The sequence below is a fragment of the Psychrobacter sp. M17(2026) genome (genome assembly GCF_055699815.1).
Genome location: NZ_CM146741.1, coordinates 2310113 through 2334379, shown reverse-complemented (window position 1 = coordinate 2334379; position 24267 = coordinate 2310113). Strand labels below are relative to the sequence as shown.

Here is a 24267-nt window from a genome sequence, read left to right as displayed (position 1 = left end):
CTAGCCATTAACTTTAAACGAAATTAACCTTATCAAGATATAAAACAAAAAATTAAGGAGTCCCAAATGGACTTTATGAACTACTGGCAAATTAGCGATTTAGTCACTAAGAGTTTATTTTTCTTATTGCTAGGATTATCGCTTATCTCTTGGGTGACCGGTATTGTGCGGGTGATTCAAAGTCGTAAGCTGGCAACTATTGTAGCTGCTGATTTGACTCAGCAGATTGCAGCTAAGCGTGCTGAACTTGTTGAGTCGGATGCAGACACGCGTCGCTTGGTGACTGAGCAAGTACTGCTTAAGCACATCAGTCGTTATCGGTATATCAGCGAGCGCGGATTGCCAATCTTAGGGACAACCGCTGCGATTGCGCCTTTTATTGGCCTGTTCGGTACGGTATGGGGTATTTTTCATGCGCTAAATAATATCGGTATGACGGGTCAAGCAGGACTTGGACAAGTTGCAGGACCGATTGGTGAAGCCCTTATTATGACAGGGCTTGGTATAGCGGTCGCTATTCCAGCCGTAGTATTTTATAACCTCGCGGTACGCGTTAATCGCCGTATTATGTACTTTGCCAATGATAAAGCGCATGACTTACTAGCTAATTCCGCTAATCTAACGGCTACAGAATCTGCACACATAGGAAATGCACGTACTAATGCGCTCGCAAAGCCTATGCATGCACAAACGAGTAAAGCTGACAATCAATATCGCAAGGTTTCAAGCTCACAGCTCTAAAGAATGGTGGTTTTGCGATTTTTAGTTTTATGAGCACGATAGCAAACTCATTGATCAACGATATGAGCCAAGTATATTAATAAAGTAGTGAGAAAATTATGGCATTTCAGCTAGGGGATAATGACGCTCAAGGGTTAAATGAGATGAATCTCATCCCGCTTATCGACGTTATGTTGGTGTTGATGATTATCTTTTTATTGACGGCAACGGTATTGAACCCAACCGTACCATTAGACTTGCCTAAGACTAGTGCCGCAGTGAATGAGCAGCCACCAGAGGCTATTCAAATCAGCATCGATAAGGACGCTGGGATATTCTGGGATAGTGAGGCTATTAGTATGGATGAGCTTCAGACGCGCTTGCAACAAGAGGCCAGTACGGGAAAAAATCCAGCCGTGCAGCTACGCGCGGATAAAGACAGTAAATACGATAGTGTCGCGCAAGTACTAGCAGCGGCGAGTACCGCAGGATTGACTAAGATTGCGTTTGTGAATGAATAAAGGTTGTTTGATAATTAATTCATGAACGTCTAGAGATTTACTTATAAAAGCAAACCACCGATATAAACCAGTAGCCCAACCACTAAAAAAATAACTAAGATAATAAGAAAAATAAATAAAATAATAGCTTTTTTCTCCAACCTTGCAAAATTACTTTTGCAAGGTTTTCTTTTATTGATAGCTTACTTCATCGACTCATAAAAATGCACTTACCAGCCATGATTGTAAGGACCATAGCCAAATGGTGTATACCCATAGCGACCATAACCCAAACGGCCACCATATCCAAAAGGATAGGGCGAGCGCAGATAATCTAGATCGCGCTGACGAATATAATAATAGCGACCTTGAGAGTAGGCCTCTTCTAGTTTTTCAATACCTTCGAGTGGACAAACAGGCTGCCAGTCGTAACCTTCGCGCCCTGCTTTATAGGCGTTGAGCTCCGTACAGTAACTTTTAAGACCGACTTGACGACCTTGCTCCCACAGCATACGATTTGGGGTTGCACCGACTACGCTAGCACAGTCATTGGCGTGATTGCCAAAATAGGCGCCAGAACGTCCCTGCAAGCCATCTGCATAACCAATATCTTGCCAATTACTAACTTGACACTGCTGAGGGGTTAGGCTTTGAGTAGTAGCACAACCAGATAGCGCCAACATCGCCGTACCTATAGCTACTAAGCCAAGACTTTGCTTGTTGATAGTGGTTACGTTTAAAAAATAAGACATAATAAACCTGCGCAAGTCTAAAATTATGGTTTATCATAGCATTTTTTGGCAGAACTACTTTTGGCATCTTGTTATTAGCAAGATGATTATTCCATTTAAGCAATTGATATAACAGTAGAAATACTGAGTCAATAGTGTAGATCGCTCTAGCCAGACCGTTATCATTTAAGCGATAAGGTTTTGCTCATGCTTGATTTCTGCTGGTTTGCACTCATTAAAGACAGCGGGCACGCAACTAAAATCGTTGTCATCTATAAACTTTAATGTCGTTAACAAGGTTGGTTGTCATGGGAATGTGGATCGCTATTGCTATTGTCCTTTTTGTATTAGGGAGTATGATGGCGCTCAAACCCAGCGGTATCGATCAGCGTTTGGATAAGTTGCGCATGACAGCGCGCCGCCTGCAGCTCAATCCTAAGCTGGTTGCTTGCCCTGATTGGGTACGTGGTCGCGATAATGAATATGGGCGCGGGATGATGGGTCAATATGGGGTAGTATTCGATAATATGCAGCTGCCGCAGACTCGTTACCAAGTCATAGAAGGTAAATGGCGACCAGACACCGAAAATAATGCTACTGCCACTAGTACAGTCCTAAAGAGCCCGTTAACTAAAAGCACGGCTATGAAGGCTAACTTCAACCTAGACAAAATACCTTTGGCATTACCTGCGACGATTGAGCCGTTTGTAAAAGCGCTATTAATCAAAGCTAATAGCATCGTGATCTACTGGGACGATATCGCTTACGTGCGTCCTATCACTAACCCAAGCTACAAAGCCGCGGCGATTGAAGCTGATCTATTGGTACTAAAGACTCAGCTGGAGCAATGGGCACTACAAGTGCAAAAGCGACCCAGCAAGGATATAAATAGTACGATCTTAGCGAATACCTCATCATAAAAGACAAGCTAGCTAATAAAGACTTCTGGATGTTAAATCAATCAGCTTATTGTTTTGAGATCTGCATCAAATAAATAGCTTATCGTTGAATCAAGTTATTTACAGTTGACAGTTTAATGCCTAGCAGTGTAACGTCTTGATAAGTTTATCGCTGTTTTAGAGCTACTCAACCGTCATTTATCAAGCTTTAAGAGATAATTAAAGCGCGGTTATGGTAGTTAATAGTGTTATCAACAACCGCTACTATTTATAACAGACTATTTGATAACAGACTATTTTCTATAATAAAACCATTAGCTGTTAAGCTCTACCTCCTTTTACCTCCTATATTATGGTGTCGTCAAATATGGCAAAAACCACAACAAAAAAAATAGCCTCTGCTAAAAAACCTGCTGCTAAGAAAACAGTTGCTAAACAAACAGCCGTTAAGAAAGCACCTGCCAAGACCGCTGCCAAAACCACTGCCAAAAGCAATAAAAGCAGATCTTTGGTGATCGTTGAATCACCAGCAAAGGCTAAGACTATCAATAAATATTTGGGCGATGATTATATTGTACGCTCAAGTATCGGTCATATTCGCGATTTGCCGGTTGGCGCAAGCAAAGGCGCTAAAAAAGCCACCGCCAATAAAGATGAGACGCTATCAAAAGAAGAAAAAGCTCAACAAGCACTAGTACGGCGAATGGGTGTTGATCCTGAGCATGATTGGGCGGCTGTCTATGAAGTACTGCCTAATAAGACTAAGGTCATTAAAGAATTAAAAGCTTTGGCCAAAGACGCTGACAAAATCTATCTAGCGACGGATATGGATCGCGAAGGGGAGGCAATCGCTTGGCATCTAAAAGAAGTTATCGGTGGCGCTGATAGTAAATACGAGCGCGTGGTCTTTAACGAGATTACCAAAAACGCCATTCAAAATGCTTTTAAGCAACCCTCCAAGCTCGATATCGATCGCGTCAACGCCCAACAAGCCAGACGATTCTTGGATCGAGTGGTTGGTTTTATGGTATCGCCAATTCTTTGGCAAAAGGTCGCTCGTGGTCTATCCGCAGGTCGCGTACAGTCGGTTGCGATGCGTCTGGTGGTTGAGCGTGAGCATGAGATTCGTGCCTTTATTCCAGAGGAATACTGGCAGATTCATGCGGATACGCACATCGATGACGGCAAAAAAACGACTAAAAAAGCGGATGATGAGACTCGTGAAGATAACATTCGTCTAGAGGCAAATAAGCAAAACGATAAGACGCTCAAACTAGTCAATAAAGAACAGACTGATAAAGTTTTAGAAGTACTCAAAGCCAATGACTTTATCGTCAAAGAGCGCGAAGAAAAACCGACTCAATCGCGTCCTAGTGCTCCCTTTATCACCTCGACATTGCAACAGGCAGCGAGTACGCGTTTAGGGTTTTCAGTCAAAAAAACCATGATCTTAGCGCAGCGTTTGTATGAAGCGGGGCATATTACTTATATGCGTACCGATTCGACCTTTTTATCAGGGGATGCCTTGGCGTCTGCCCGTGGTTTTATTGAGGATAGTTACGGCGCAAAATACGTACCAGAAAAGCCAAACTTCTATGGTAATAAGCAAGGCGCACAAGAGGCGCATGAAGCGGTTCGACCCTCTAATGTTAATATGAAATCAACTCAGCTCAAAGGCGTGGAGCGCGATGCTATCCGCCTTTATGAGCTGATATGGCGTCAGTTTGTCGCCTGTCAGATGACGCCTGCTAAATATCTCTCTGTGAATCTGCTAGTGACAGCGGGCAACGTCGAATTAAAAGCGCGCGGTCGTACCATGGTTTTTGATGGGTTTACACGGGTATTATCACCTGCTAAGACCGACGATACGCTACTGCCTGATGTCAAAAAAGGTGATAAGCTCAATCTTGATAAGCTTGATCCAAGTCAACACTTTACCAAGCCAGCAGCGCGCTTTACTGAAGCAAGCTTAGTCAAAGAGCTTGAGAAAAAAGGTATCGGTCGTCCCTCGACTTATGCTTCTATCATCTCAACGATTCAAGACCGTGGTTACGTCAAGCTTGAGAATAAGCGCCTTTTCGCTGAAAAAATGGGCGATATCGTCACAGACAGGCTGACGGCAAGCTTTCCTGATCTAATGGATTATACCTTTACCGCTGCGCTTGAGGACAAGCTCGATCATGTCGCTGAAGGTGACACCAATTGGAAAGACGTACTCGATAACTTCTATGGCGACTTTAAAAAGAAAGTCGAGCACGCCAAAGACGCTGATGGCATGCGCCCTAATGATCCAACCGATGTGCCTGATGTGCATTGCGATCTATGCGCGCGTCCCATGCAATTGCGGACGGGCTCAACAGGCGTCTTCTTAGGTTGTACAGGTTATAATCTACCGCCAAAGGAGCGCTGTAAAGGCACCAAAAACCTAATGCCAGTAGAAGCTTTTGCCAATCTTGATGATAGCGATACTGATGATGAAGCCGCTGAAGTCAGAGATTTAATGGAGAAAAAACGTTGCCCAAAATGCGCAACTGCTATGAATGGCTATATCGTCGATGGTGGTCTAAAGCTACATATCTGCGGTAACAATCCAGATTGTGATGGCTATGTGCTAGAAGAAGGCAAATTTGAAGTACCAGGTTCTGACTCTCCAACCATCGACTGTAATAAGTGTGATGGACAAATGGAGCTAAAGACCGGTCGTTTCGGTCCTTATTTTGCTTGCCAGAAGTGTGATAATACTCGTAAAGTATTGAAGACAGGTGAAGCAGCACCACCGCGTATGGATCCTATTCACTTGCCTGAGCTAAAGTCACTCAAACATGATGATTATTTTATCTTACGTGAAGGCGCGGCTGGTATGTTCCTAGCAGCATCGAAGTTTCCAAAGGTACGCGAGACTCGTCCGCCAAAGCTGGCTGAGCTGCGAGAGATCAAAGATAAAATGGAAGACAAGTTCCAGTATCTGTTTGAGGGTCCAGATGAAGATCCTGAGGGTAATGCAACTATCCTACGCTGGTCACGTAAGAAAAAAGAGCAATATATCGGCTCTGAAAAAAATGGCAAAGCGTCACGTTGGGGTGTGTACTGGCGTAAAGGCGAGTGGATCGAAGAATAGATAGCTCTGTATTTATGTTCAGTTATCTATCAACATAGTTATTTATCAGCATAATAAAAACCTCTTAGCTAGCTAAGAGGTTTTTATTTATTTGTGGCTAAAGTATCTTTTTAAATTAGTTTTAGTAAATTAATTCGCTACGATGATACCACAACCGATACGGTCGCCTGATGCTCCTGCAGGCTGACTGACATAGTCATCAGCACCTGAATGGACGATAAAGGCCAAACGATTAACACTGTATTTGCCTACTTTTTCGACCGATATCTGCTTATTGACGTAGTTAATAGGAGCAACACCATTTTCATCGGCAGTCACGTTTGGTAAATCACCTGCATGACCTTTTAAGTCATCTGGGTTTGAGTGTGGGTAGTTGTCAGGGTTAAAGTGGTCACCTGCATCTTTACCCATATTGCCACAGCTACCTGTCTCGTGAATATGTAAAGCGACAGTCTCACCAGCTTGCAAACCCATTAACTTACCATAGACTTGCACGCCATTATCAACAGGACGTAAATACACTTGCCCCATCTCTTTATCTTCACCATCAGTAGTCATAATAGCTGACTTGAGTACAGGCTGGCTCAACGGATTACCCGTATTTAGCTGACCCTGGACGGTTTGACAACCGCTCATGGCTAAGGCTGAACCACATAGTAGGGCACTTGCTATCGTTAACTTGTTCATATTATCTCCATTAGTAATTATATTTATAAGCCATTTATAACTGACTTTAATTTTTGATTCGCCATAAGTATAACTAAGGATGAGACTTATATATTTATCAAATGCGCAACAAAGGGTTAATATATGTAAATTAATTATTACCATAGAGATAGAGTAGCTTTATAGATATATGACGGTAAGACTATGACAGAATAATATCAAAAAATCCGCCCATCAGATTGATGAGCGGATTTTTGATGACTAAGATAGAATTATCAACAGTTCAATTAACTATGTAGCGCCTTTTTAGACGTTGTATCTACCACAGCTTTAGCAGGTTTGAGTGATGTTGGCATGCTGACTAATGCCGCTTTTAGCACCTCATCAATGGTCGCCACTGGCTGAATGGTCAGACCTGCTTTGACGTTATCAGGAATATCAGCCAAATCGCGCTCGTTAGTCGCTGGAATTAAGACATGCTTGATGCCACCGCGATGGGCGGCTAGTAGCTTCTCTTTTAGACCGCCAATACGTAGGATCTTACCGCGTAGGGTAATCTCGCCCGTCATCGCAATATCAGGACGAATAGCAATACCTGTAATTGCTGATACTAGCGCAGTGGTCAGTGCGCCACCTGCTGATGGGCCGTCTTTTGGCGTCGCACCCTCCGGCATATGCACATGGATATCAGTAGTTTTAAAGGTTTCGTAATCGATACCTAAGCTATCACCACGCGCACGAACCACGCTCATAGCGGCACGAATGGACTCTTTCATCACATCGCCAAGTGAGCCTGTAAAGGTAAGTTCACCTTTGCCTTTCATAGCGACCGCTTCAATCGTTAATAGCTCACCACCGACTTGCGTCCAAGCCAGACCAGTAACTCGACCGACTTCAGGGTCTTTTTCAGCGAGACCAAAGTCATACTGATGTACGCCTAGGTAATCGTCAATATTACTATCATCAACCACCACTAGCCGACGCTCATCTTTTTTCGGGGCGCGTGCACCATGACTCTCAACCGAACCGCGAACCACTTTACGACAGATTTTATTGACTTCACGCTCAAGGTTACGCACGCCTGCTTCACGCGTATAGCGTTGAACGATACTATGCAATGCCGCTTCTACAATCTCAATCTCACCTTCTTTTAGACCGTTTTGCTTAATCGCTTTCGGTACTAAGTATTTTTGCGCGATATTGACTTTTTCTGCTTCGGTATAGCCTGGCAAGCGGATAACTTCCATTCGATCAAGCAGTGCTGCTGGAATATCCATGCTGTTAGCGGTACAGATAAACATCACTTGCGATAGGTCTAAATCCATATCGAGATAATGATCGTTAAACTTATCATTCTGTGACGGATCAAGCACTTCAAGCAAGGCTGATGCTGGATCACCACGGAAGTCTTGCGCCATTTTGTCCACTTCATCGAGTAAGAATAGCGGGTTTTTGACTTCTACTTTTGCCAATGACTGGACGATTTTACCTGGCATTGCACCGATATAAGTACGGCGATGACCGCGAATTTCCGCTTCATCACGTACGCCACCAAGCGCCATACGCACGAACTTACGACCAGTAGCTCGCGCAATTGACTCACCTAATGAGGTTTTACCAACGCCTGGAGGGCCGACCAAACATAAGATTGGGCCACGTAGCTTTTTAACGCGCGACTGTACCGCTAAGTATTCTAAGATGCGATCTTTGACATCTTGTAGACCGTAATGATCTTCATCTAAGACGTTTTTAGCTTTGTCTAAATTGATAGAAACTTTAGTCGTGACATTCCATGGCGTATCTAAAATCCATTCGATATAGTTACGTACAACTGATGATTCACTTGACGCAGGTGGCATCATTTTGAGCTTTTTAAACTCTTGCTCAGCCTTTTTGCGCACATCTTCTGGCAAGTCAGCTTCATCTAAACGCTTTTCAAGCTCGCCTACATCATCGTCACCATCGAATGCGCCTTCGTTCATATCGGACAGCTCATTCTTGATCGCTTTCATCTTTTCATTTAAGAAGTACTCACGCTGATTGTCTTCCATCTGCTGACGTACCGCATCTTGAATATCTTGTTCGATGTTCTGCTCAGCGCTTTGTTTGACTAAGTACTCGGTCAACGTATTGATATGGGTCTTGATATCGTCATTTTCTAAAAACGACTGTTTAATTTCTAGATCCATCGATACCCGAGTCGAGATAAAATACACCAGCTCAAGCAAATCATCGATGCGCTTAGCAACGCGCGTCAGCTCACGAGCGTTACGTAAACGGGCCTCAGCATAACTTTCAAACAGGCTGGTTAAGGCCTTAATCGTGTTTTTCTGCTGACTTTCATCCATTGGCACAGCAACATCAGCCTGCTCAAAAGTCGCCATCAAGATATCATCATGGGCTTCTATACTATCGACGCGCGCGCGGTATTGACCTTCAATCAATACTTTGATGCAATTGTCATCACTATCATGTGGCATCGTACTGACGATGCGACAAACTGTACCGTATTGATATAAGTTATCTTGATCTATATCTTCGGTTAATGAGTCTTTTTGCGCGACAACGAGCACTTTATCGCCATAGTTCGCTTGCGCCAATTCAACGGCTTTTACCGAAGGCTCGCGGCCTACAAATAAAGCAATCTGCATATGAGGGTAAACAACAACATCACGTAGAGCCAGCAAGGGTAAGTGGTTATCTACTTGGCTAGTGACAGTCTCGTCTTGCTCATGGCTTTGAGTATTGTCTTGAGCATTGGCTTCAGTGTTATCTGGAGCATCGGCTTGTGTGTCTGTTTCAGACGTCGATACATTAACATCAATGTCGATGTTGTCTTTATCAATATTATAGTCAGTCATTTATTTTATTTCCTTGTTAACCAGACTTGTTAAGTCAAGTTGGGTTCATGTTTAGATAAATGGTGACCGTGAGAAAAATTGCAAGGCTTAGAGTTTGAGTACTAATAAAAAGCATGAATTAAACAATGGAGATTATAAATGGCAGAGGAGTGATAAAGGCTTGCTAGTGACCAGCCTAGGTTTTGCCTGAGTTTTGCTTGGGTCTTGGATAGGCTTTGGGTAAAAAATCAGGTAAACTTGCGCCCGTTACAAGTAAGCCGCCAAAAGTAGCGGTAACGATAGCGGTAATAAAGTAAGGGTGAGAGAATGATGATTAATGCTGTATTAGTAGCTGTAGTGATTATGCTCGGGCTATCATTAGCTAGAGTGCATGTGGTGCTGAGCTTGCTGATTGGTGCGATGGCGGGCGGCTTGCTGGCAGGTCTTGGGATAACTGATACCTTAAATGCCTTTCAAGAAGGTATCCGTAATGGGGCGCAAATTGCTCTGTCATACGCGCTACTTGGAGCTTTTGCGGTTGCGATTGCTCATTCAGGCTTGCCGCAATCTTTAGCAGGCGCAGTGATCAAGCGTATTGATGCAGGTGGCACTAGCGGAATGATTAAATACACGCTATTTGCAGCGCTAGTGATGATGAGCTGCTTTAGTCAGAATTTAATCCCAATACATATCGCCTTTATTCCGCTATTAGTGCCGCCGTTATTGTTAGCCTTTAATCGGATGCAAATTGATAGACGCCTGATTGCTTGTCTAATTACCTTTGGCCTTGTCACCACTTATATGTTTATTCCTTACGGTTTTGGAGATATTTATCTCAATCAAATTATGCTAAAAAACGCCGGTGAAGCAGGGATTGATATTAGTAATATCTCAGTGACCAAAGCCATGGCAATACCAGCCTTAGGTATGTTCGTTGGTTTATTAGTTGCAGTTTTTATCAGCTATCGCAAGCCACGCCAATATAAACAGCTCGCAATCGACAAAGAAGCACATGATGAGGCCGTTGATAATGATGATATAAACAAAACCGCTACTAGCGCTCAAACTCAAAGTAAGCTAAAAACGCTGATAGCCCTTGCAGCGATTGTCACCGCGTTTGTAGTGCAGCTCTATACTGACTCATTATTGCTCGGCTCGATGTTTGGCTTTGGCGTATTTATGGCAACGGGCGTGGTCAAGTGGCGTGAGGCTGATACCGTGTTTAATGATGGTATCAAGCTGATGGCGATGATTGGTTTTATCATGATTACCGCCCAAGGCTTTGCAGAAGTTATGAAAGCGACTGAGCAGATTCAGCCGCTCGTTGATGGCGCGACCAATTTATTTGCAGGTAATAAAGCGATTGCGGCTCTGGTGATGTTATCGCTAGGGTTGATTGTGACGATGGGTATTGGCTCGTCATTCTCGACCATTCCTATTCTAGCCGCTATTTATGTACCGCTGTGTATTTCACTAGGATTCTCACCACTGGCAACGGTTGCTATTATCGGGACCGCTGGCGCATTAGGAGATGCAGGATCGCCAGCATCAGATTCGACCCTTGGCCCAACGTCTGGTCTAAACGTCGATGGGCAACATGATCATATCAAGGACAGCGTCGTGCCAACCTTTTTACACTATAATATTCCGCTACTCGCGTTTGGTTGGATTGCGGCGATGGTGTTGTAGGTTACGTTTTATAGAACGATATTCCATAAAAAAGCTACCAAATAGGTAGCTTCTTTATTTTAAATTGATAGTTTTATACTAAAGCTTTTTGTACCGCTTTTGCCAAAAACCCAGAGCGAGTCTCGTGATGCTGCTCAGCATAACTATCAACACGCTTTAATAAATATTCAGGCCAACTGACATTAAAGCGTACTTGCTTAGTTGAAAACTTGCTTTCATCAATACTTACAATTGCCCAGGCCAAAGTATCTTGAAAATCTGCTTTCATTCTTAATGTTTCTATATCACTAGTATGAAACTCAAAACTCATACCTTTATCTACCATATATTCGATATGATCGTAGATTAAGGACTGCGCTTCTTGTACGGTGTCATCGATGGTATCTCCTAAAGGGAAACAGCCGTCAACATCTGGAACAATAGCTGCATAGTTGTCCATGCCTTCGTCTTTGAATATAGCGATGGGATAATTTAACATATAACCCCCTATGAATATGAGCTTATTAATAAATTTAAATATGATAGAGAATGTTTTTATGAAGAGTAAAAACCAACCTCTATTAAAAGGTTGGAGTTGCTTAAAGTTTCAAACCAGAAATACGTCTTGCTTGAGCCAATTGATGTCGAGACACATCTTTTTCAGGGTAACTTATTGAAATAATGCTATCAACGCCTTCCTTTCTCAAAATATGATGACTTCCTTTAACTCTATCAACTATCCAACCATCCTCTTTAAGCAACTTGATTAATTCACCACTTTTCATGGATTCTCCTCAAGGATACTAATTGGACATGTGTATTATTACACACAAAAATAGTTAATGCTATACTTTTGTGTGTATAAGTGTGTATTTAAAACAAGGAAGATCATTAATCTTCAAAATCCGCAATCTCACCACTCAAGCTATGCAAAAACTCATCACTCTGCGTAAGCAGTTTATTTAAACGCGCCTCATTAATAATAGTCGCTAGCTCATCAGAGTCAAACGCTTGCTCTTGACTATAATAAAGCTGCTCACGTTCCGCGTCTGTATTTTCTAACGCTTGCAAATACTCCGTAACACCGTCCGCGCTAGACTTATTGTCATTATTCTTCTTAAAATCGTCTTTCATCAAAACCACCGTATGCCATTAGGGGTAATCAAGCCATCAAGCGGTACATCCCAAGGTTGACGTGCCAACTCATTTACCACTTGAAAATCATAGCACCAGCCAATTTTTAATGGCTTTGACGCGCCAGATCGATAGCTTTTACCAAGCGTCGTATCATAAAATCCGCCGCCCATTCCCATGCGATTACCTTGCTTATCTACTGCGGTTAACGGACAGATAATGACATCCAATTCCCGCGCCCATAATAGTTTGCGGCTATGGTTTTGCTTCATGCCTAAGCTATGAATACGGGTCGGTACGTTTATCAGTTTCGTATGATAAATAGGTACGAAACGTAGATGTTTATCTTCAAATCCATTGCTAGTACGGCCAAGTGAGCCAACTACGGGCAAATAGGGCTGATAGTTTAAGCGCAAACACCAATCCAATAGTGGTTGTGTTGGCAGCTCTCCGAAGCCATCATAATAGAGCCCAATTCGTGCATTGGCAGGCAAGCGCTGTTGCAATTTGAGCAGATGCAAACTAGCATCGCGGGCAAGTCTTTGGCGCTGATTGCTAGTCAACTGTCGACGCTGACGGGTAAAGTAACGTCTTGGAGGATTGCTGACGGGTTTTATTGAATCAGCAATACTGGTATTAGAGCTATCATTATCAGTGATACTGGTTATCATATTTTCAGTAACATTTATAGCACTACTGATTTTTTGCTCGGGCTGCTTACTTGCTAAGTCCTGCCTTGCATGCGTTACAGCTGTTTTGACTGCTGCTGATATTTGATTGTTGGACATCTATAGTCCTTATGGCAAATGAGAAATTTATCATAACTCATGCTATCATAATGACGCATTACCTCCTATTTTCCTTATGTGCAGCGTCTGTTGCACTTTTTACGGATACCGCATCCGTTAACGAACCAGCAAAGAGGGTAGTTATGTCGACACAGAATCAGGCAACTCGTACTGAAAAAGATACTATGGGCAACGTAGAAGTGCCCGCTGATGCTTATTGGGGCGCGCAAACACAGCGCAGTCGTGAGAACTTCAAGATTGGTGGCGAGACCTTACCACGCCCGATGATTGAGGCGATGGCGCTAGTCAAAAAAGCCGCTGCAATCACTAATGCTAGCCTTGAACGTATCGATGGCGATAAGCGTGACTTAATCGTGCAAGCGGCTGACGAAGTGATTAACGGTGGTCTTACGGATCAATTTCCGTTAGTCGTTTGGCAAACAGGTTCTGGCACCCAGTCGAACATGAACATGAACGAAGTACTAGCCAATCGTGCTAACGAGATTGCAGGTAATGAGCGCGGTAGTTATACGCCGATTCATCCTAATGATCATGTCAATCATGCGCAGTCGACCAATGACAGCTTCCCAACCGCTATTCGTGTTGCCGCTGCTCGTCAGATCAACAGCTTATTGATTCCAGCAGTAAAAGCACTACGCGACACATTAGCGGCTAAAGCCAAAGAATTTGATAGCATCGTAAAAATCGGTCGTACGCATTTACAAGACGCCACGCCTTTGACGTTAGGTCAAGAGTTCAGCGGCTATGTTAGCCAACTTGATCACTCATTGGTACGTATTGATAATGCCTTGCAAGGTCTATATGAATTGCCATTAGGTGGTACTGCGGTTGGTACTGGTCTAAACGCCCATCCTGATTATGCCGTAACTGCTGCTGAGCAATTAGCGACTTTGACTGGCTTGCCATTCGTAACCTCACCGAACAAATTTGAAGCACTAGCGGCTCGTGATGCAGAAGTATTTGCGTCAGGCGCATTAAAAACGCTAGCAGCTAGCTTAAATAAAATCGCTAATGACGTACGTTGGTTGGCATCTGGCCCTCGTTGTGGTCTAGGCGAATTGACGATTCCTGAGAACGAGCCAGGCTCTTCTATCATGCCGGGTAAAGTAAACCCAACTCAGTCAGAAGCATTGACGATGGTTGTCGCTCAAGTCATGGGTAACGATGTGACAATCAGCATGGCTGGTGCGTCAGGTAACTTTGAGCTAAATGTCTATAAGCCAGTGATCGCGTTTAACTTATTGCAATCTATCAAACTATTGGGTGATGGCTGCAACAGCTTCAATGAAAACTGTGCCGTTGGTATCGAGCCAGTAAAAGACAAAATCGATGACTTCTTGCACAACTCATTAATGCTGGTTACGGCGTTGAACCGTCATGTCGGTTATGAAAATGCGGCAAAGATTGCGAAGACCGCTTATAAAGAAAATAAAACTTTGAAGCAAGTCGCGGTTGAGCTAGAGCTGTTAACTGAAGCGCAGTTCGATGAGTGGGTGACACCAGCGGATATGGTGCATCCTTCTTAATTTAGAAGCTTGTTTTTGGTTTAATAAAAAGACCTTGTCGCCTTTATATAAGGATATGGCAAGGTCTTTTTTGCATGTGATTTAATAAGGGAGCTAATCCTGCTTTTCGCTTGTATCTGCTAGTCTGGCTGAGGCGGTGGCTACAGTTTGGAGTGTCTCTTGCTCCCCGAGCCACGCCAAAACCTAGCTTCCGCGACTCATCCAAACCAGCAGGATACCGCTGCAATCAGGGCTAATGGTGACATCTCGATTTTATAGATATTTATCGTAATTTAGGCTTTAATGTTCTTCTGAAACTAAAAATGCTTAATTGTAGGTTGGTGTGGAGCTTGCGACACCCAACTATTTGATGAGGAAGATTATAACAAGATGTTGGGTCTCGTTCCTCGACGCCAACCTACGTTATACTATCGATAATTTGATGTTAAATTTATATGTTGGAAGGAGCTTGCGACTTCATACATTAATGCTGTAATTTGCATCTAATATTGGTAAAATTTGTCTTGGTTAAGGCAATTCTCACGAGGTATTGAATCATGCTCACTTGGCTGAAAAAATTAATAAACAATTCTGAGAGTTATACTGAAGTAGAAGCTACAACGCTTATAAAAAATTATGAAGATGAGCAACGATTAGCAGGGTTTGGCTATAAAGTGAACTGGTATATGATTCCTGAATACGAATTAATTGCCAAAGACTGGTCAATTCAGGATATTGCAGATGCAATAGGTCTAAAAAAACAAAGTCTAATGCCTTGGAATGAGGGTGTTGGGTTTGGCTATAAACATAGATTTGACAATGAAAAACAAATCTATATTTCATCGCCTTTTGAAGGTTGGGTTTATCTCATCAATTCAACAGAATCAGAGCTGAATTTATTAAATGATATTGTGGAAAATTATTATGCCTTTGGTAGTTATCGGGTTGTAGATTATGTCGCTTGGAAACAAGTTAAAGATAATAAAGCAATCAGACATTTTGCTTATGCGGATGGCGAGGTCTTGGCGAATATTGGAGTTCAAACAGAAGAAGAATATATTTTAGATTTTATTAATCTTTCAGAACTGAATGAAGAGCAAGCTATTGAATCTATGATTGAAGATAAGAATGCGAATGACGAAAGTATAGTAACTATTTTTGACGAAGATCATGTTATTGAAATGTGTATTAAATGGACAGACAAAGACCCTTCCAGATTTGATGAGCAAGTTGTTCCTTTATACGAAATGCCAAAAATGGGAATTGCTGGATATTTAATAAAGGCCTGAATTAAAAAATTTTGGTAGGGTGTCGCCCCACGTACCATTATCGCGAGCTATCTTTTCAATTGATGCGCAAGGCGACACCCTTGTATCCTGAATAACTGCTTAATACTATCGATGAAAGTTGATAAACTGTAGTGGATATTCACGAGCATTGGCAGCGTGAACGCACCCTTAGTGCCTAGACACTGAAACGTAGATTACGCCCAATGCTCACCCTATCATCTTCATATTCTGAATGGTATCCGAGTGCCTCGTCGTCTTTTAAGATGCCATGAGTGACACTGCATAGACAAGGGAAGACATAAAGATGACACACTATATTGGCATAGACGTTAGTAAAAACAAACTAGATATCGCATGGCTCAAAGACACTGACAAACTCAAATTCAAAACCAAAGTCCTTAAAAATGATCACAGTGACTACGCCATTCTTATCGACTGGCTGAGCGCTAACCTCGCTGATGACTTAAAGGATATCCATGTCACCCTAGAGGCCACAGGTGTTTATCATGAGAACATTGCTTACTACCTATTTGATAAAGGACTCAAGGTCAGTATTATCAATCCTGCTTACATCAAAAGCTATGGAGCAAGTTTAGGAAGTCGTAACAAAACGGATAAAAAAGACAGTGTATTATTAGCCCGCTACGCCCATAGTGCTAAGCCTAAGCTATGGACACCGCCGCCCGCTGAGGCGCGTCACCTTAAGTCTTTGCTGTCGCGTTCATACGCGCTACAAGAAGACTTACAACGTGAGCTGAATCGATTAGAGAAAGCGAATGCGACAGATACTGCCCCTGTTGTTACCGCCTCTATTAAACAAATGATAGCCTCATTGCAAGAGGCTATTGCTAAGCTTAATAATGATATTGATGACCATATAGACCGTCATCCTAACTTAAAGCAAGACCAAGATCTATTGCAAACGATTAAAGGCGTTGGCCCTGTGGTTTCAAAGCAGATGGTGTCGCTGATGCACAACAAACAATTTAGTCAAGCCTCGCAAATGGCAGCCTTTCTAGGCTTGGTGCCCAAGCATCATGAATCAGGGTTATTTAAGGGCAAGTCTCGCTTAGCAAAGAATGGCTCAAGTGCTATAAGAGCCAAGCTGTATATGCCAGCGCTAGTCGCTATTAAGCATAATCCTGATATTAAGGCGCAGTATGAGCGACTGCTTGCCAATGGTAAGTGCAAAATGCAGGCTGTCTGTGCGGCTATGCGTAAGCTTGTGCATATCTGTTTCGGTGTGATTAAACACCAGCAGCCCTACCAAGCAAGAGTTGGGCTAATTAGTACTTGATTTGGCTTTTTTAAGATGGTATCTACGTTTCTAAAGCTACTTAAAGAACCGTTTTAAAAGTGCCTTAAACCAATTATCCGACTCAAAGTCTTTATCTATATTTCTTTTTTTAGTTAAAACCAATTTTTCTAACTCGGTCGACTCTTTAATTAAACCAAATTTATTTGCAGCATTTAATGCAGTCTTAAGACCGATATATGAGATATCGCCTCTGATTTTACCTAACCATTTATAAGCTACGTTAAATGCTTTGACACCAAATTCAACATTTTTAGTCGACACACTAAACTCAAAAATCTGTTCAACAGTCATATGACCTAGCCCAGTATTTTTCCAATCACTAAATTGTTTTAGCTCATCGTCAATTAATTCAACTATTTTTAGACCATCAGTCGATTGCTGAGTTTTCGTATAATATTCTAATAAGTCTCGATAGCAACTGGTTTTATCCCAGTGAGAGTCACTGAATTTTAACTCTTGTTTTAATAACTCAATAACTTCTGCATAATCTTCTAGCTCGATATACATATGCTTTAAAGTGCTGTTTTTATCAGCTGAATCAGGTGTGCTTGCTTTCCATTGTTCAAGATATTCTCTAGCTATAGCGTAGTTATTAAAATAAATATTACGCTGATACAGAGTATATGGGCTTTCGTCTTCTTCTTTGTCAGGATAATCATATGATAAGCGTTCCCACCAATCCATTACACAGCTTTCACAATCTACTTTTGAGTCATAGCCGCCAAGATCATCATAAATTTCTGGAAAATGCTGTTGCACATAAGCTTTGGTTTTATCTCTTAAAGCATAGAATAAAAATTCGGTATCAATCGTACAATTAGCATCGAAATTTGAATGTTTGGTGTTATAGAAAAGCAGAATATCATTAGGATTTTTAAACGTAGCAAGTAAATAAGCACTTAATAACAAAGCATCTTCACCACCCCTGATTGAAAAGTTTTGACGAGCTGTAATCTCTTGTTGCAATAGATATCTAATCAAATCCCTATCTTCATCTTTCAAGTCATATTGAAGCTCAATAAGTAGCGCATAACGTACTTTTTCATTGGCATCAAAGCAATCTACAGATTCGGGGTTTTTGGGGAAGTTATCAAGCTCACGCCACTTAGCTCTGTTATTCCTATATAAATATAGCTTTTGCATTCGCAATGTCCTAGTTCAAATATTAAGGCTCGGCAACCTACTCAACAAAAAGCTGGGCTAAAAGCCCAGCCTACGCCAACTATTATCCAAAATTTGGAAACACTATTGCAATGCCACCTACTGTCCATAATAACGCCAAAAACAATACAATCATTGACCCCATGAATAACCTTCCTGTCTCGTTACGTTCGATTACTCCTGAACTTGCGTGTTGTATCAGCCGAATCTGAGTACCCTTAACAAAAGGTTTATGATTATAAATAGTGGATTGAAATTGTTGGGTGATACCTTGGCGTTGATATTCGATAATCGGAAAATACACTTTACCGTCATCACTGTCCCATTGCTCACTTTGGCCTACTACCACACCTTCTATCTGATCCCCTATGATATCTTGTACAATAAGATAGTTAAGCCAAATAAATATACTCCATATCAGCACTGAGATTAAAATAACACCCATACCTACTACAGAAATCATTTTTTATCCTAACTTCTTGCACAAAGAAGAAGTGCGAATCTAGTATCTCAAACTCTAGAACTTATAAAGCAATCCAAGCGTCGTGGTTGATTCGACACGCGAGTCAACCATCGGGCTATCATATTGCTCATTCGCTAGATAGCTGACGCTTTGATTGGCAAATCCTGCCCATTTATCACTAAAGTCATAATTAGCACTGACATTGACATAAGGGTTCAAGCTACTATTAGACTCATAAGCGGCAATACCAGTACGGGCTGACTCCTCAGGAGTGACGCCATAATAGTATTCATTATAGTCAGCGTCCTGATACTCAAAGCCTATGCTTGGATAAACGGTTAGCTTATTCTTGGTAATGCGTGCCAGATAGGTTAAGCGGGCAGTATTACCACCACTACGATCTAAGACATCAGTGGCTACTTGCAAGCGAAATCCGCCGACAGGGGTGCGGCGCTGATAGCTCAAGCCTGCCGCAGCTGATATTTTACGCTCATCAAGACCTTGTAATGCACCATTAGCATCCTCAGGATCGAACGAATTACCAGCGAGTTGCACCGTTGCGGCCAACTGGTTAGTGCCGTCATTGATCAGATAAGCACCCGCAGTCGCACCACGTGCATATACTTTATTATTATCATAAAACACCCCTGGCAAGACACGAATCTCGTTCTCATCAGTATCATAAGCAGTATTAGCGTACAGCACGTTAACACCGACGCTAAGCTCGGCATCTTGATCGCGCGGCAAGTTTTTAAATAGGGCTGCGTTTGCTATGCCAGCAGTGCCTAGTAGAGTAACAGCGGTCAGCGTGGTGATCACAGTGCGAGTATTGATAGCGGATGACACAGATGATTTAAACATAGTCGGGTCTCGTAAGCAGGTAAGTAAAGTTAGGCAAAGCAATAGGTTATTGAGCGGCCAGTACTTGTAATATTTGATTGTGAATAGTTAGCCACCAGCCAGTAAAGCCGATAGCGACTATTAATATAACTAGCCAAGGCAGTAGTTGCCAAACGACAGTAGGTTTAGGTGTGGCTATATCTTTATTAATAATAATATTCTGAGTGTGTTTGATCGGCTCGCTAGAAGTATTATCAAGAGTATCAAAGTCAGTAACAGTCGCATATCTATTATCGAACTGAGATTTTATAGCCGTACTATCATAATTTTCAGAACTATAACCGTCATAGCTCTCATACGAGTTTACAGGGTTATGCGTGTCAGTATCGGTATAATTAATGTTTTCATAAGGATTGCTTTCATCAAAATTACTTTCATCAAGATTATGGGCACTGTCAAAGTTGGGTTTGGTTTGATAGTCAACATACTCAGTATGATAAGGCGCGCTAGAGGGCGTAGAGCTACGCATAGCCATTAAGCGCTGACGATAAGCTAGCGCAAAACCTGAGGCAATGAGCAAGCCAGTGATAGCCCCGCCGATATGTCCGGCGTTATCGATACCGGGCACGGCAAAGCCATAAACTAAGTTAATCCCCATAATAAATATGAGGCTTTTTAGATTGAGCACCATACCATTGACAGAGATTTTAAATAACGCTGCGATGAGCAACGCAGCTCCGATGCCCATAATACCGCCAGACGCGCCAGCCGATAGACCAGGCTGTCCCGTGCCATCTAATATACCCAGCCACGTCATCTGATTATTGAGTAAATTACCACCGATTACCGCTAATAAGAATAGCGCCAAAAATTTAACCGACCCGAACATCGGCTCGGCAACTTGTCCAAAAAAGTACATGGCAAAACCATTAAACAACAGATGCATCAGGCCAATATGCAAAAAGCCACTACTGATCAAGCGCCAAGGCTCATTAACCATCGTCAAAGGCAGTGCGTTTGCGCCCCAATGTAGCAGCTGCTCAGTAGTAGGATCATTGGCATCGACACCTGTCAATACTTGCAATACATAAAGCCCGATAAAGCTGACTAGCAATAGCGTGGAAACAGGCGCGGTCTTGAATAATTGGCTAATAGTCATAAGGCAGCTAAGTTATAAAACATGAAGTAGAGTATAAAGGGTATCTCTTATTTTAAAAAGCATACTCCTACTTAAAAGTCAGGTTTAACAAAGCATTAATATAACGAGCTATTAGCACTAGCTATCAGCGCTTACCAAGGGGGTGGCGCTATAAAAGGCGCTGCAGTTTTAAGATGCTCAAACGAGCCTTTGACTAAGATATCTTGAGTGACATCATTAATATCAGTATGACCACAAAACGCCATAGTTGTGTCGCACTCTTTATAGATTAGCTCCAGTGCTCGGCGTACGCCATCCTCGCCATAAGCACCAAGCCCATATAGGAATGCTCGGCCAATCATCGTGCCATTTGCTCCTAATGAGATAGCTTTTAGCACATCTTGCCCTGATCGAATACCACTATCGAGCCAAATCTCAATTTGGCTATTCTCCGCGCGCACTGCTTGTACGATATCGCTGAGCGCGGCAATAGAGGAGGGCGCACCATCGAGCTGACGGCCACCATGATTGGAGACCACCAGCGCATCGGCACCACTACGCGCGGCTAATATCGCATCCTCTGGCTCCATAATGCCTTTTATAATCAGCTTGCCGCCCCACATATCTTTGATACGGGAGACATCATCCCAGCTCAGCGCAGGATCGAACTGCTCAGCTGTCCATGCTGATAGCGATGAGAGGTCTTCAACATTTTTGGCATGACCGACGATATTACCAAAGGTGCGTCTTTTGGTACCGAGCATATTCATGCACCACTGCGGTTTAGTCATTAGATTGAGGATATTAGCCAAGGTTGGTTTTGGTGGCGCGGATAGACCGTTTTTAATATCTTTGTGACGCTGACCGAGCACCTGCAAGTCAGCGGTTAAGATCAGCGCTGAGCAATTGGCTTGTTTTGCACGACGAATCAAGTTGGCGATAAAATCCTGATCGCGCATCATATACAGCTGAAACCAAAATGGCGCACTGGTGTTCTCAGCGACATCTTCAATTGAGCAGATACTCATGGTCGAGAGTGAGAACGGCACACCGAACTTTTCAGCCGCGCGTGCGGCATGAATCTCGCCATCCGCCCACATCATCCCCGTGAAGCCTGTTGGTGCAATGGCGACTGGCATAGAAACTTGCTCGTTGATCATCGTAGTCGCCAGCGAGCGATTCTCCATATTAACTAGCACACGCTGGCGCAGCTTGATACGATCAAAGTCAGTCTCGTTATTACGGTAAGTGGTCTGAGTCCATGAGCCTGAATCGACATAATCATAGAACATGCGCGGTACTTTGCGCTCGGCTACTCGTCGCAAGTCTTCAATTTCAGTTATTTTTGTTAAGTCTGTCATGAGGTTTTCCTGATCAATTAAATAAATCGTGCAATAACAGTTCTTAGTACATATCTATTCTTAGTACATATCTACAAGGGTGTTCTAAATATAAAGCTGACGCTATCACAAATATTAGGATAGCGTCAGCTCAAATGTTATTAATAACTGACCATTAATAATCTACTATTAACCGTCGTATAAATCTAACTATCCGTTACTGAAGCAGTAGCTTTTTTGCTGGTTATTGCCATGATTCCAAAAAAAGCGATTGGCCAAATAACTGCTAAGATCCACCATAATAGATTGCCAAAAATGATACCCATGCCGATCAATCCTGCCTGAATAACATAGTAGGTCATTGCTACTAAGGTTTTGCGAATAACATAGCCTTCTTTATCCATCAGTCCAACCACCGCACATGCAGCAACGACGTTATGGACCGCAATCATATTACCAGCGGCTCCGCCTACTGCTTGTAGTGCGACTACTTGTGCTGCAAGATTAGTATCGAAACCAATTTGACTAGCTGTTGACCACTGAAAGTAAGAGAACATCATATTACTGACGGTATTAGAACCTGCAATGAACGCACCCATTGCGCCAATCCATGGAGACACAATTGGCCATCCATTTTGAAAGGCACCAGCAGCGCTCTCAGCCAATAATATAGGCATAGCAGGTAGCGAATTCACAACATCAGCAGCTGAGCCAGAGTTAATGAATACTTGTACCATAGGTACCGAAAATAGCAAAGCTGGAGCAGCAGCTACCATCGTTTTTGCTGAGTTGCTCCAACTACGTTTTACCGCTTGACCATTCATTTTAAATAACAAAATACATATTAAAGAGGCAATAATAAGAATAGTACCTGGAGAGTAGGCAAGTTGTATTTTACTAGATATGGTCGTACCAAACAAATTGGTAAACTCTACAGTAGTCAAGCTACCTGTCAAAAATGCTTTAAGCGGTGCAATGACTCGCGTGATGATCAATAAGCCAATAACGATAAGATAAGGAGAAAACGCTCTAACTAAAGAAAATCTTGGTGCAATAGAGTCATCAAACTTTTCTTCAGGTAACGAGCCGAGCCAGTCTTTATCCCATTTAGCGCGTGGCGCAAAATCGAAAGTGTTTTTAGGCATTAAAAAGCCACGCTTTGCTGCAGGAAGCACAATCATAAGACCAATAAAACCGCCAACCAATGACGGGAATTCAGGACCTAGATACTTGGCCACTAAAAAATAAGGAATGGTAAAGCTGAGACCAGCAAATATAGCGAAAGGCCATACTTTGAGCCCTTCAACGAAAGAACGATTTGTACCAAAGAATCGGGTCAAAAACCCACTTAAAAGTAACGGAATTAAAAAACCTACTAACGCATGTATCAGGCCGATATTACCTGTAATTTGCAGTAGATAATTCTCAGGCGAGAGTGGCGCAATCGCTTGTGCTATATCTTGCTTATCATTAATACCAGTCCAAACACCTAGTAATACCGGCGTCCCAACAGCACCAAATGATACGGGTGTCGATTGAATAATTAATACAGCCATAACTGACGCCATCGCTGGGAAACCTAAAGCGAGCAACAACGGTGCACCGATAGCAGAAGGCGTACCAAATCCTGATGAGCCTTCTACCATCGAGCAGAATAACCAAGCCACAATAATGACTTGAATGCGCCTATCAGGTGAGATGTCCATAAAGCCTTTACGGATAGCGACAATAGCGCCACCCTCCTTTAAAGTATTCAGCAATAAAATAGCGGCGAATACAATAAACAACAGCGTGAGGGCGACAATGACACCGTTTACAGTAGCAGCGGCAACTTGAGCACCGCTGGCTTGCCAAACAAACAATGCCAGAAGCGCGGTCACGAGATAGGCAACGCCCATAGATATTTTGGCTGGTAGACGCATGATCACTAGTAAAACTAGAACCACAATAATTGGCGCTAAGGCCAGAAGGGTATACATCATCAACATCCTTGTTAAAGATAATTAAAATTATGGTTTGAGCATTATCAAAAAATGTAATCAAAACATATGTTTATTCGTTTTTTTTGAAATAAAAAATCTGTAGCTTATTAAGGTAAATAATAGTGACTACAGAGAGTGAGGCTCAT

General features: G+C 42.5%; 21 protein-coding genes. 8 read left to right on the top strand and 13 right to left on the bottom strand.

Annotation, left to right across the window (positions count from 1 at the left end; all coding sequences use genetic code 11):
* Positions 1–66: 66 nt before the first annotated feature.
* Complete coding sequence (locus tag ACR63T_RS09895; protein WP_472783874.1) at positions 67–741, top strand: MotA/TolQ/ExbB proton channel family protein; 675 nt, start codon at positions 67–69, stop codon at positions 739–741.
* A 98-nt stretch (positions 742–839) separates the two neighbouring features.
* Positions 840–1241: an ExbD/TolR family protein gene (locus ACR63T_RS09890; RefSeq protein ID WP_472783873.1), complete on the top strand. Its 402-nt coding sequence runs from the start codon at positions 840–842 to the stop codon at positions 1239–1241.
* Positions 1242–1450: 209 nt separating this feature from the next.
* Here ACR63T_RS09890 and ACR63T_RS09885 read toward each other — a convergent pair whose 3' ends face one another.
* Positions 1451–1972: a DUF2799 domain-containing protein gene (locus tag ACR63T_RS09885; RefSeq protein ID WP_201569802.1), complete on the bottom strand. Its 522-nt coding sequence runs from the start codon at positions 1970–1972 to the stop codon at positions 1451–1453.
* A 287-nt stretch (positions 1973–2259) separates the two neighbouring features.
* On the opposite strand from ACR63T_RS09885, the gene ACR63T_RS09880 reads away from it, so the two are divergent.
* A complete protein-coding gene (locus ACR63T_RS09880; protein WP_472783872.1) occupies positions 2260–2871 on the top strand; it encodes a hypothetical protein in 612 nt (203 codons plus the stop codon).
* Positions 2872–3217: 346 nt separating this feature from the next.
* Positions 3218–5968: a type I DNA topoisomerase gene (topA, locus tag ACR63T_RS09875; protein WP_472783871.1), complete on the top strand. Its 2751-nt coding sequence runs from the start codon at positions 3218–3220 to the stop codon at positions 5966–5968.
* 129 nt (positions 5969–6097) lie between these two features.
* Here the strand turns inward: topA and ACR63T_RS09870 are convergent, their stop codons facing one another.
* Both ACR63T_RS09870 and lon read right to left on the bottom strand, forming a co-directional pair.
* Complete coding sequence (locus tag ACR63T_RS09870; RefSeq protein ID WP_472783870.1) at positions 6098–6655, bottom strand: superoxide dismutase family protein; 558 nt, start codon at positions 6653–6655, stop codon at positions 6098–6100.
* A gap of 266 nt (positions 6656–6921) precedes the next feature.
* Positions 6922–9495, bottom strand: coding sequence for an endopeptidase La (lon, locus tag ACR63T_RS09865; RefSeq protein WP_472783869.1), 2574 nt, complete (start codon positions 9493–9495; stop codon positions 6922–6924).
* A gap of 306 nt (positions 9496–9801) precedes the next feature.
* Here lon and ACR63T_RS09860 point away from each other — a divergent pair, with 306 nt between their 5' ends.
* Entirely contained in the window at positions 9802–11163 is a 1362-nt protein-coding gene (locus ACR63T_RS09860) for a Na+/H+ antiporter family protein (RefSeq protein WP_472783868.1), read from the top strand.
* 73 nt (positions 11164–11236) lie between these two features.
* Here ACR63T_RS09860 and ACR63T_RS09855 read toward each other — a convergent pair whose 3' ends face one another.
* The 4 genes from ACR63T_RS09855 to ACR63T_RS09840 form a co-directional block, all read right to left on the bottom strand.
* A complete protein-coding gene (locus ACR63T_RS09855) occupies positions 11237–11641 on the bottom strand; it encodes a type II toxin-antitoxin system HicB family antitoxin (protein ID WP_305898653.1) in 405 nt (134 codons plus the stop codon).
* A 100-nt stretch (positions 11642–11741) separates the two neighbouring features.
* On the bottom strand, positions 11742–11927 hold the full coding sequence (locus tag ACR63T_RS09850) for a type II toxin-antitoxin system HicA family toxin (RefSeq protein ID WP_472783867.1): 186 nt from the start codon (positions 11925–11927) through the stop codon (positions 11742–11744).
* A 106-nt stretch (positions 11928–12033) separates the two neighbouring features.
* Positions 12034–12276: a hypothetical protein gene (locus ACR63T_RS09845; protein ID WP_472783866.1), complete on the bottom strand. Its 243-nt coding sequence runs from the start codon at positions 12274–12276 to the stop codon at positions 12034–12036.
* Positions 12276–13064 (bottom strand): 5-formyltetrahydrofolate cyclo-ligase, encoded by a 789-nt coding sequence (locus ACR63T_RS09840; protein WP_472783865.1) that lies wholly within the window; start codon positions 13062–13064, stop codon positions 12276–12278. The genes ACR63T_RS09845 and ACR63T_RS09840 overlap by 1 nt, the downstream gene beginning before the upstream one ends.
* 143 nt (positions 13065–13207) lie before the next feature.
* On the opposite strand from ACR63T_RS09840, the gene fumC reads away from it, so the two are divergent.
* From fumC to ACR63T_RS09825, 3 genes are all read left to right on the top strand, one after another.
* A complete protein-coding gene (fumC, locus tag ACR63T_RS09835; RefSeq protein ID WP_472783864.1) occupies positions 13208–14611 on the top strand; it encodes a class II fumarate hydratase in 1404 nt (467 codons plus the stop codon).
* Positions 14612–15147: 536 nt separating this feature from the next.
* On the top strand, positions 15148–15879 hold the full coding sequence (locus ACR63T_RS09830) for a hypothetical protein (RefSeq protein ID WP_472783863.1): 732 nt from the start codon (positions 15148–15150) through the stop codon (positions 15877–15879).
* A gap of 304 nt (positions 15880–16183) precedes the next feature.
* Positions 16184–17176: an IS110 family RNA-guided transposase gene (locus ACR63T_RS09825; RefSeq protein WP_472783523.1), complete on the top strand. Its 993-nt coding sequence runs from the start codon at positions 16184–16186 to the stop codon at positions 17174–17176.
* A 36-nt stretch (positions 17177–17212) separates the two neighbouring features.
* Here the strand turns inward: ACR63T_RS09825 and ACR63T_RS09820 are convergent, their stop codons facing one another.
* The 6 genes from ACR63T_RS09820 to ACR63T_RS09795 form a co-directional block, all read right to left on the bottom strand.
* Positions 17213–18340: a hypothetical protein gene (locus tag ACR63T_RS09820; RefSeq protein WP_472783862.1), complete on the bottom strand. Its 1128-nt coding sequence runs from the start codon at positions 18338–18340 to the stop codon at positions 17213–17215.
* An 82-nt stretch (positions 18341–18422) separates the two neighbouring features.
* Positions 18423–18821 (bottom strand): hypothetical protein, encoded by a 399-nt coding sequence (locus ACR63T_RS09815; RefSeq protein ID WP_472783861.1) that lies wholly within the window; start codon positions 18819–18821, stop codon positions 18423–18425.
* 54 nt (positions 18822–18875) lie between these two features.
* Positions 18876–19682: a MipA/OmpV family protein gene (locus ACR63T_RS09810; RefSeq protein WP_472783860.1), complete on the bottom strand. Its 807-nt coding sequence runs from the start codon at positions 19680–19682 to the stop codon at positions 18876–18878.
* Between the two features lie 46 nt (positions 19683–19728).
* Entirely contained in the window at positions 19729–20820 is a 1092-nt protein-coding gene (locus ACR63T_RS09805) for a rhomboid family intramembrane serine protease (protein WP_472783859.1), read from the bottom strand.
* A gap of 131 nt (positions 20821–20951) precedes the next feature.
* Positions 20952–22160, bottom strand: coding sequence for an alpha-hydroxy acid oxidase (locus ACR63T_RS09800; protein ID WP_472783858.1), 1209 nt, complete (start codon positions 22158–22160; stop codon positions 20952–20954).
* 185 nt (positions 22161–22345) lie between these two features.
* Entirely contained in the window at positions 22346–24118 is a 1773-nt protein-coding gene (locus tag ACR63T_RS09795; protein ID WP_472785266.1) for an L-lactate permease, read from the bottom strand.
* Positions 24119–24267: the final 149 nt, after the last annotated feature.

Coding starts and splice junctions, on each gene's coding strand:
- ACR63T_RS09830 (WP_472783863.1), top strand. CDS start 15,148: ATGCTCACTTGGCTGAAAAAATTAATAAACAATTCTGAGAGTTATACT.
- ACR63T_RS09860 (WP_472783868.1), top strand. CDS start 9,802: ATGATGATTAATGCTGTATTAGTAGCTGTAGTGATTATGCTCGGGCTA.
- ACR63T_RS09870 (WP_472783870.1), bottom strand. CDS start 6,655: ATGAACAAGTTAACGATAGCAAGTGCCCTACTATGTGGTTCAGCCTTA.
- ACR63T_RS09890 (WP_472783873.1), top strand. CDS start 840: ATGGCATTTCAGCTAGGGGATAATGACGCTCAAGGGTTAAATGAGATG.
- fumC (WP_472783864.1), top strand. CDS start 13,208: ATGTCGACACAGAATCAGGCAACTCGTACTGAAAAAGATACTATGGGC.
- ACR63T_RS09840 (WP_472783865.1), bottom strand. CDS start 13,064: ATGTCCAACAATCAAATATCAGCAGCAGTCAAAACAGCTGTAACGCAT.
- ACR63T_RS09820 (WP_472783862.1), bottom strand. CDS start 18,340: ATGCAAAAGCTATATTTATATAGGAATAACAGAGCTAAGTGGCGTGAG.
- ACR63T_RS09845 (WP_472783866.1), bottom strand. CDS start 12,276: ATGAAAGACGATTTTAAGAAGAATAATGACAATAAGTCTAGCGCGGAC.
- ACR63T_RS09895 (WP_472783874.1), top strand. CDS start 67: ATGGACTTTATGAACTACTGGCAAATTAGCGATTTAGTCACTAAGAGT.
- ACR63T_RS09800 (WP_472783858.1), bottom strand. CDS start 22,160: ATGACAGACTTAACAAAAATAACTGAAATTGAAGACTTGCGACGAGTA.
- ACR63T_RS09805 (WP_472783859.1), bottom strand. CDS start 20,820: ATGACTATTAGCCAATTATTCAAGACCGCGCCTGTTTCCACGCTATTG.
- ACR63T_RS09815 (WP_472783861.1), bottom strand. CDS start 18,821: ATGATTTCTGTAGTAGGTATGGGTGTTATTTTAATCTCAGTGCTGATA.
- ACR63T_RS09855 (WP_305898653.1), bottom strand. CDS start 11,641: ATGTTAAATTATCCCATCGCTATATTCAAAGACGAAGGCATGGACAAC.
- ACR63T_RS09885 (WP_201569802.1), bottom strand. CDS start 1,972: ATGTCTTATTTTTTAAACGTAACCACTATCAACAAGCAAAGTCTTGGC.
- ACR63T_RS09850 (WP_472783867.1), bottom strand. CDS start 11,927: ATGAAAAGTGGTGAATTAATCAAGTTGCTTAAAGAGGATGGTTGGATA.
- ACR63T_RS09825 (WP_472783523.1), top strand. CDS start 16,184: ATGACACACTATATTGGCATAGACGTTAGTAAAAACAAACTAGATATC.
- ACR63T_RS09810 (WP_472783860.1), bottom strand. CDS start 19,682: ATGTTTAAATCATCTGTGTCATCCGCTATCAATACTCGCACTGTGATC.
- ACR63T_RS09795 (WP_472785266.1), bottom strand. CDS start 24,118: ATGTATACCCTTCTGGCCTTAGCGCCAATTATTGTGGTTCTAGTTTTA.
- topA (WP_472783871.1), top strand. CDS start 3,218: ATGGCAAAAACCACAACAAAAAAAATAGCCTCTGCTAAAAAACCTGCT.
- lon (WP_472783869.1), bottom strand. CDS start 9,495: ATGACTGACTATAATATTGATAAAGACAACATCGACATTGATGTTAAT.
- ACR63T_RS09880 (WP_472783872.1), top strand. CDS start 2,260: ATGGGAATGTGGATCGCTATTGCTATTGTCCTTTTTGTATTAGGGAGT.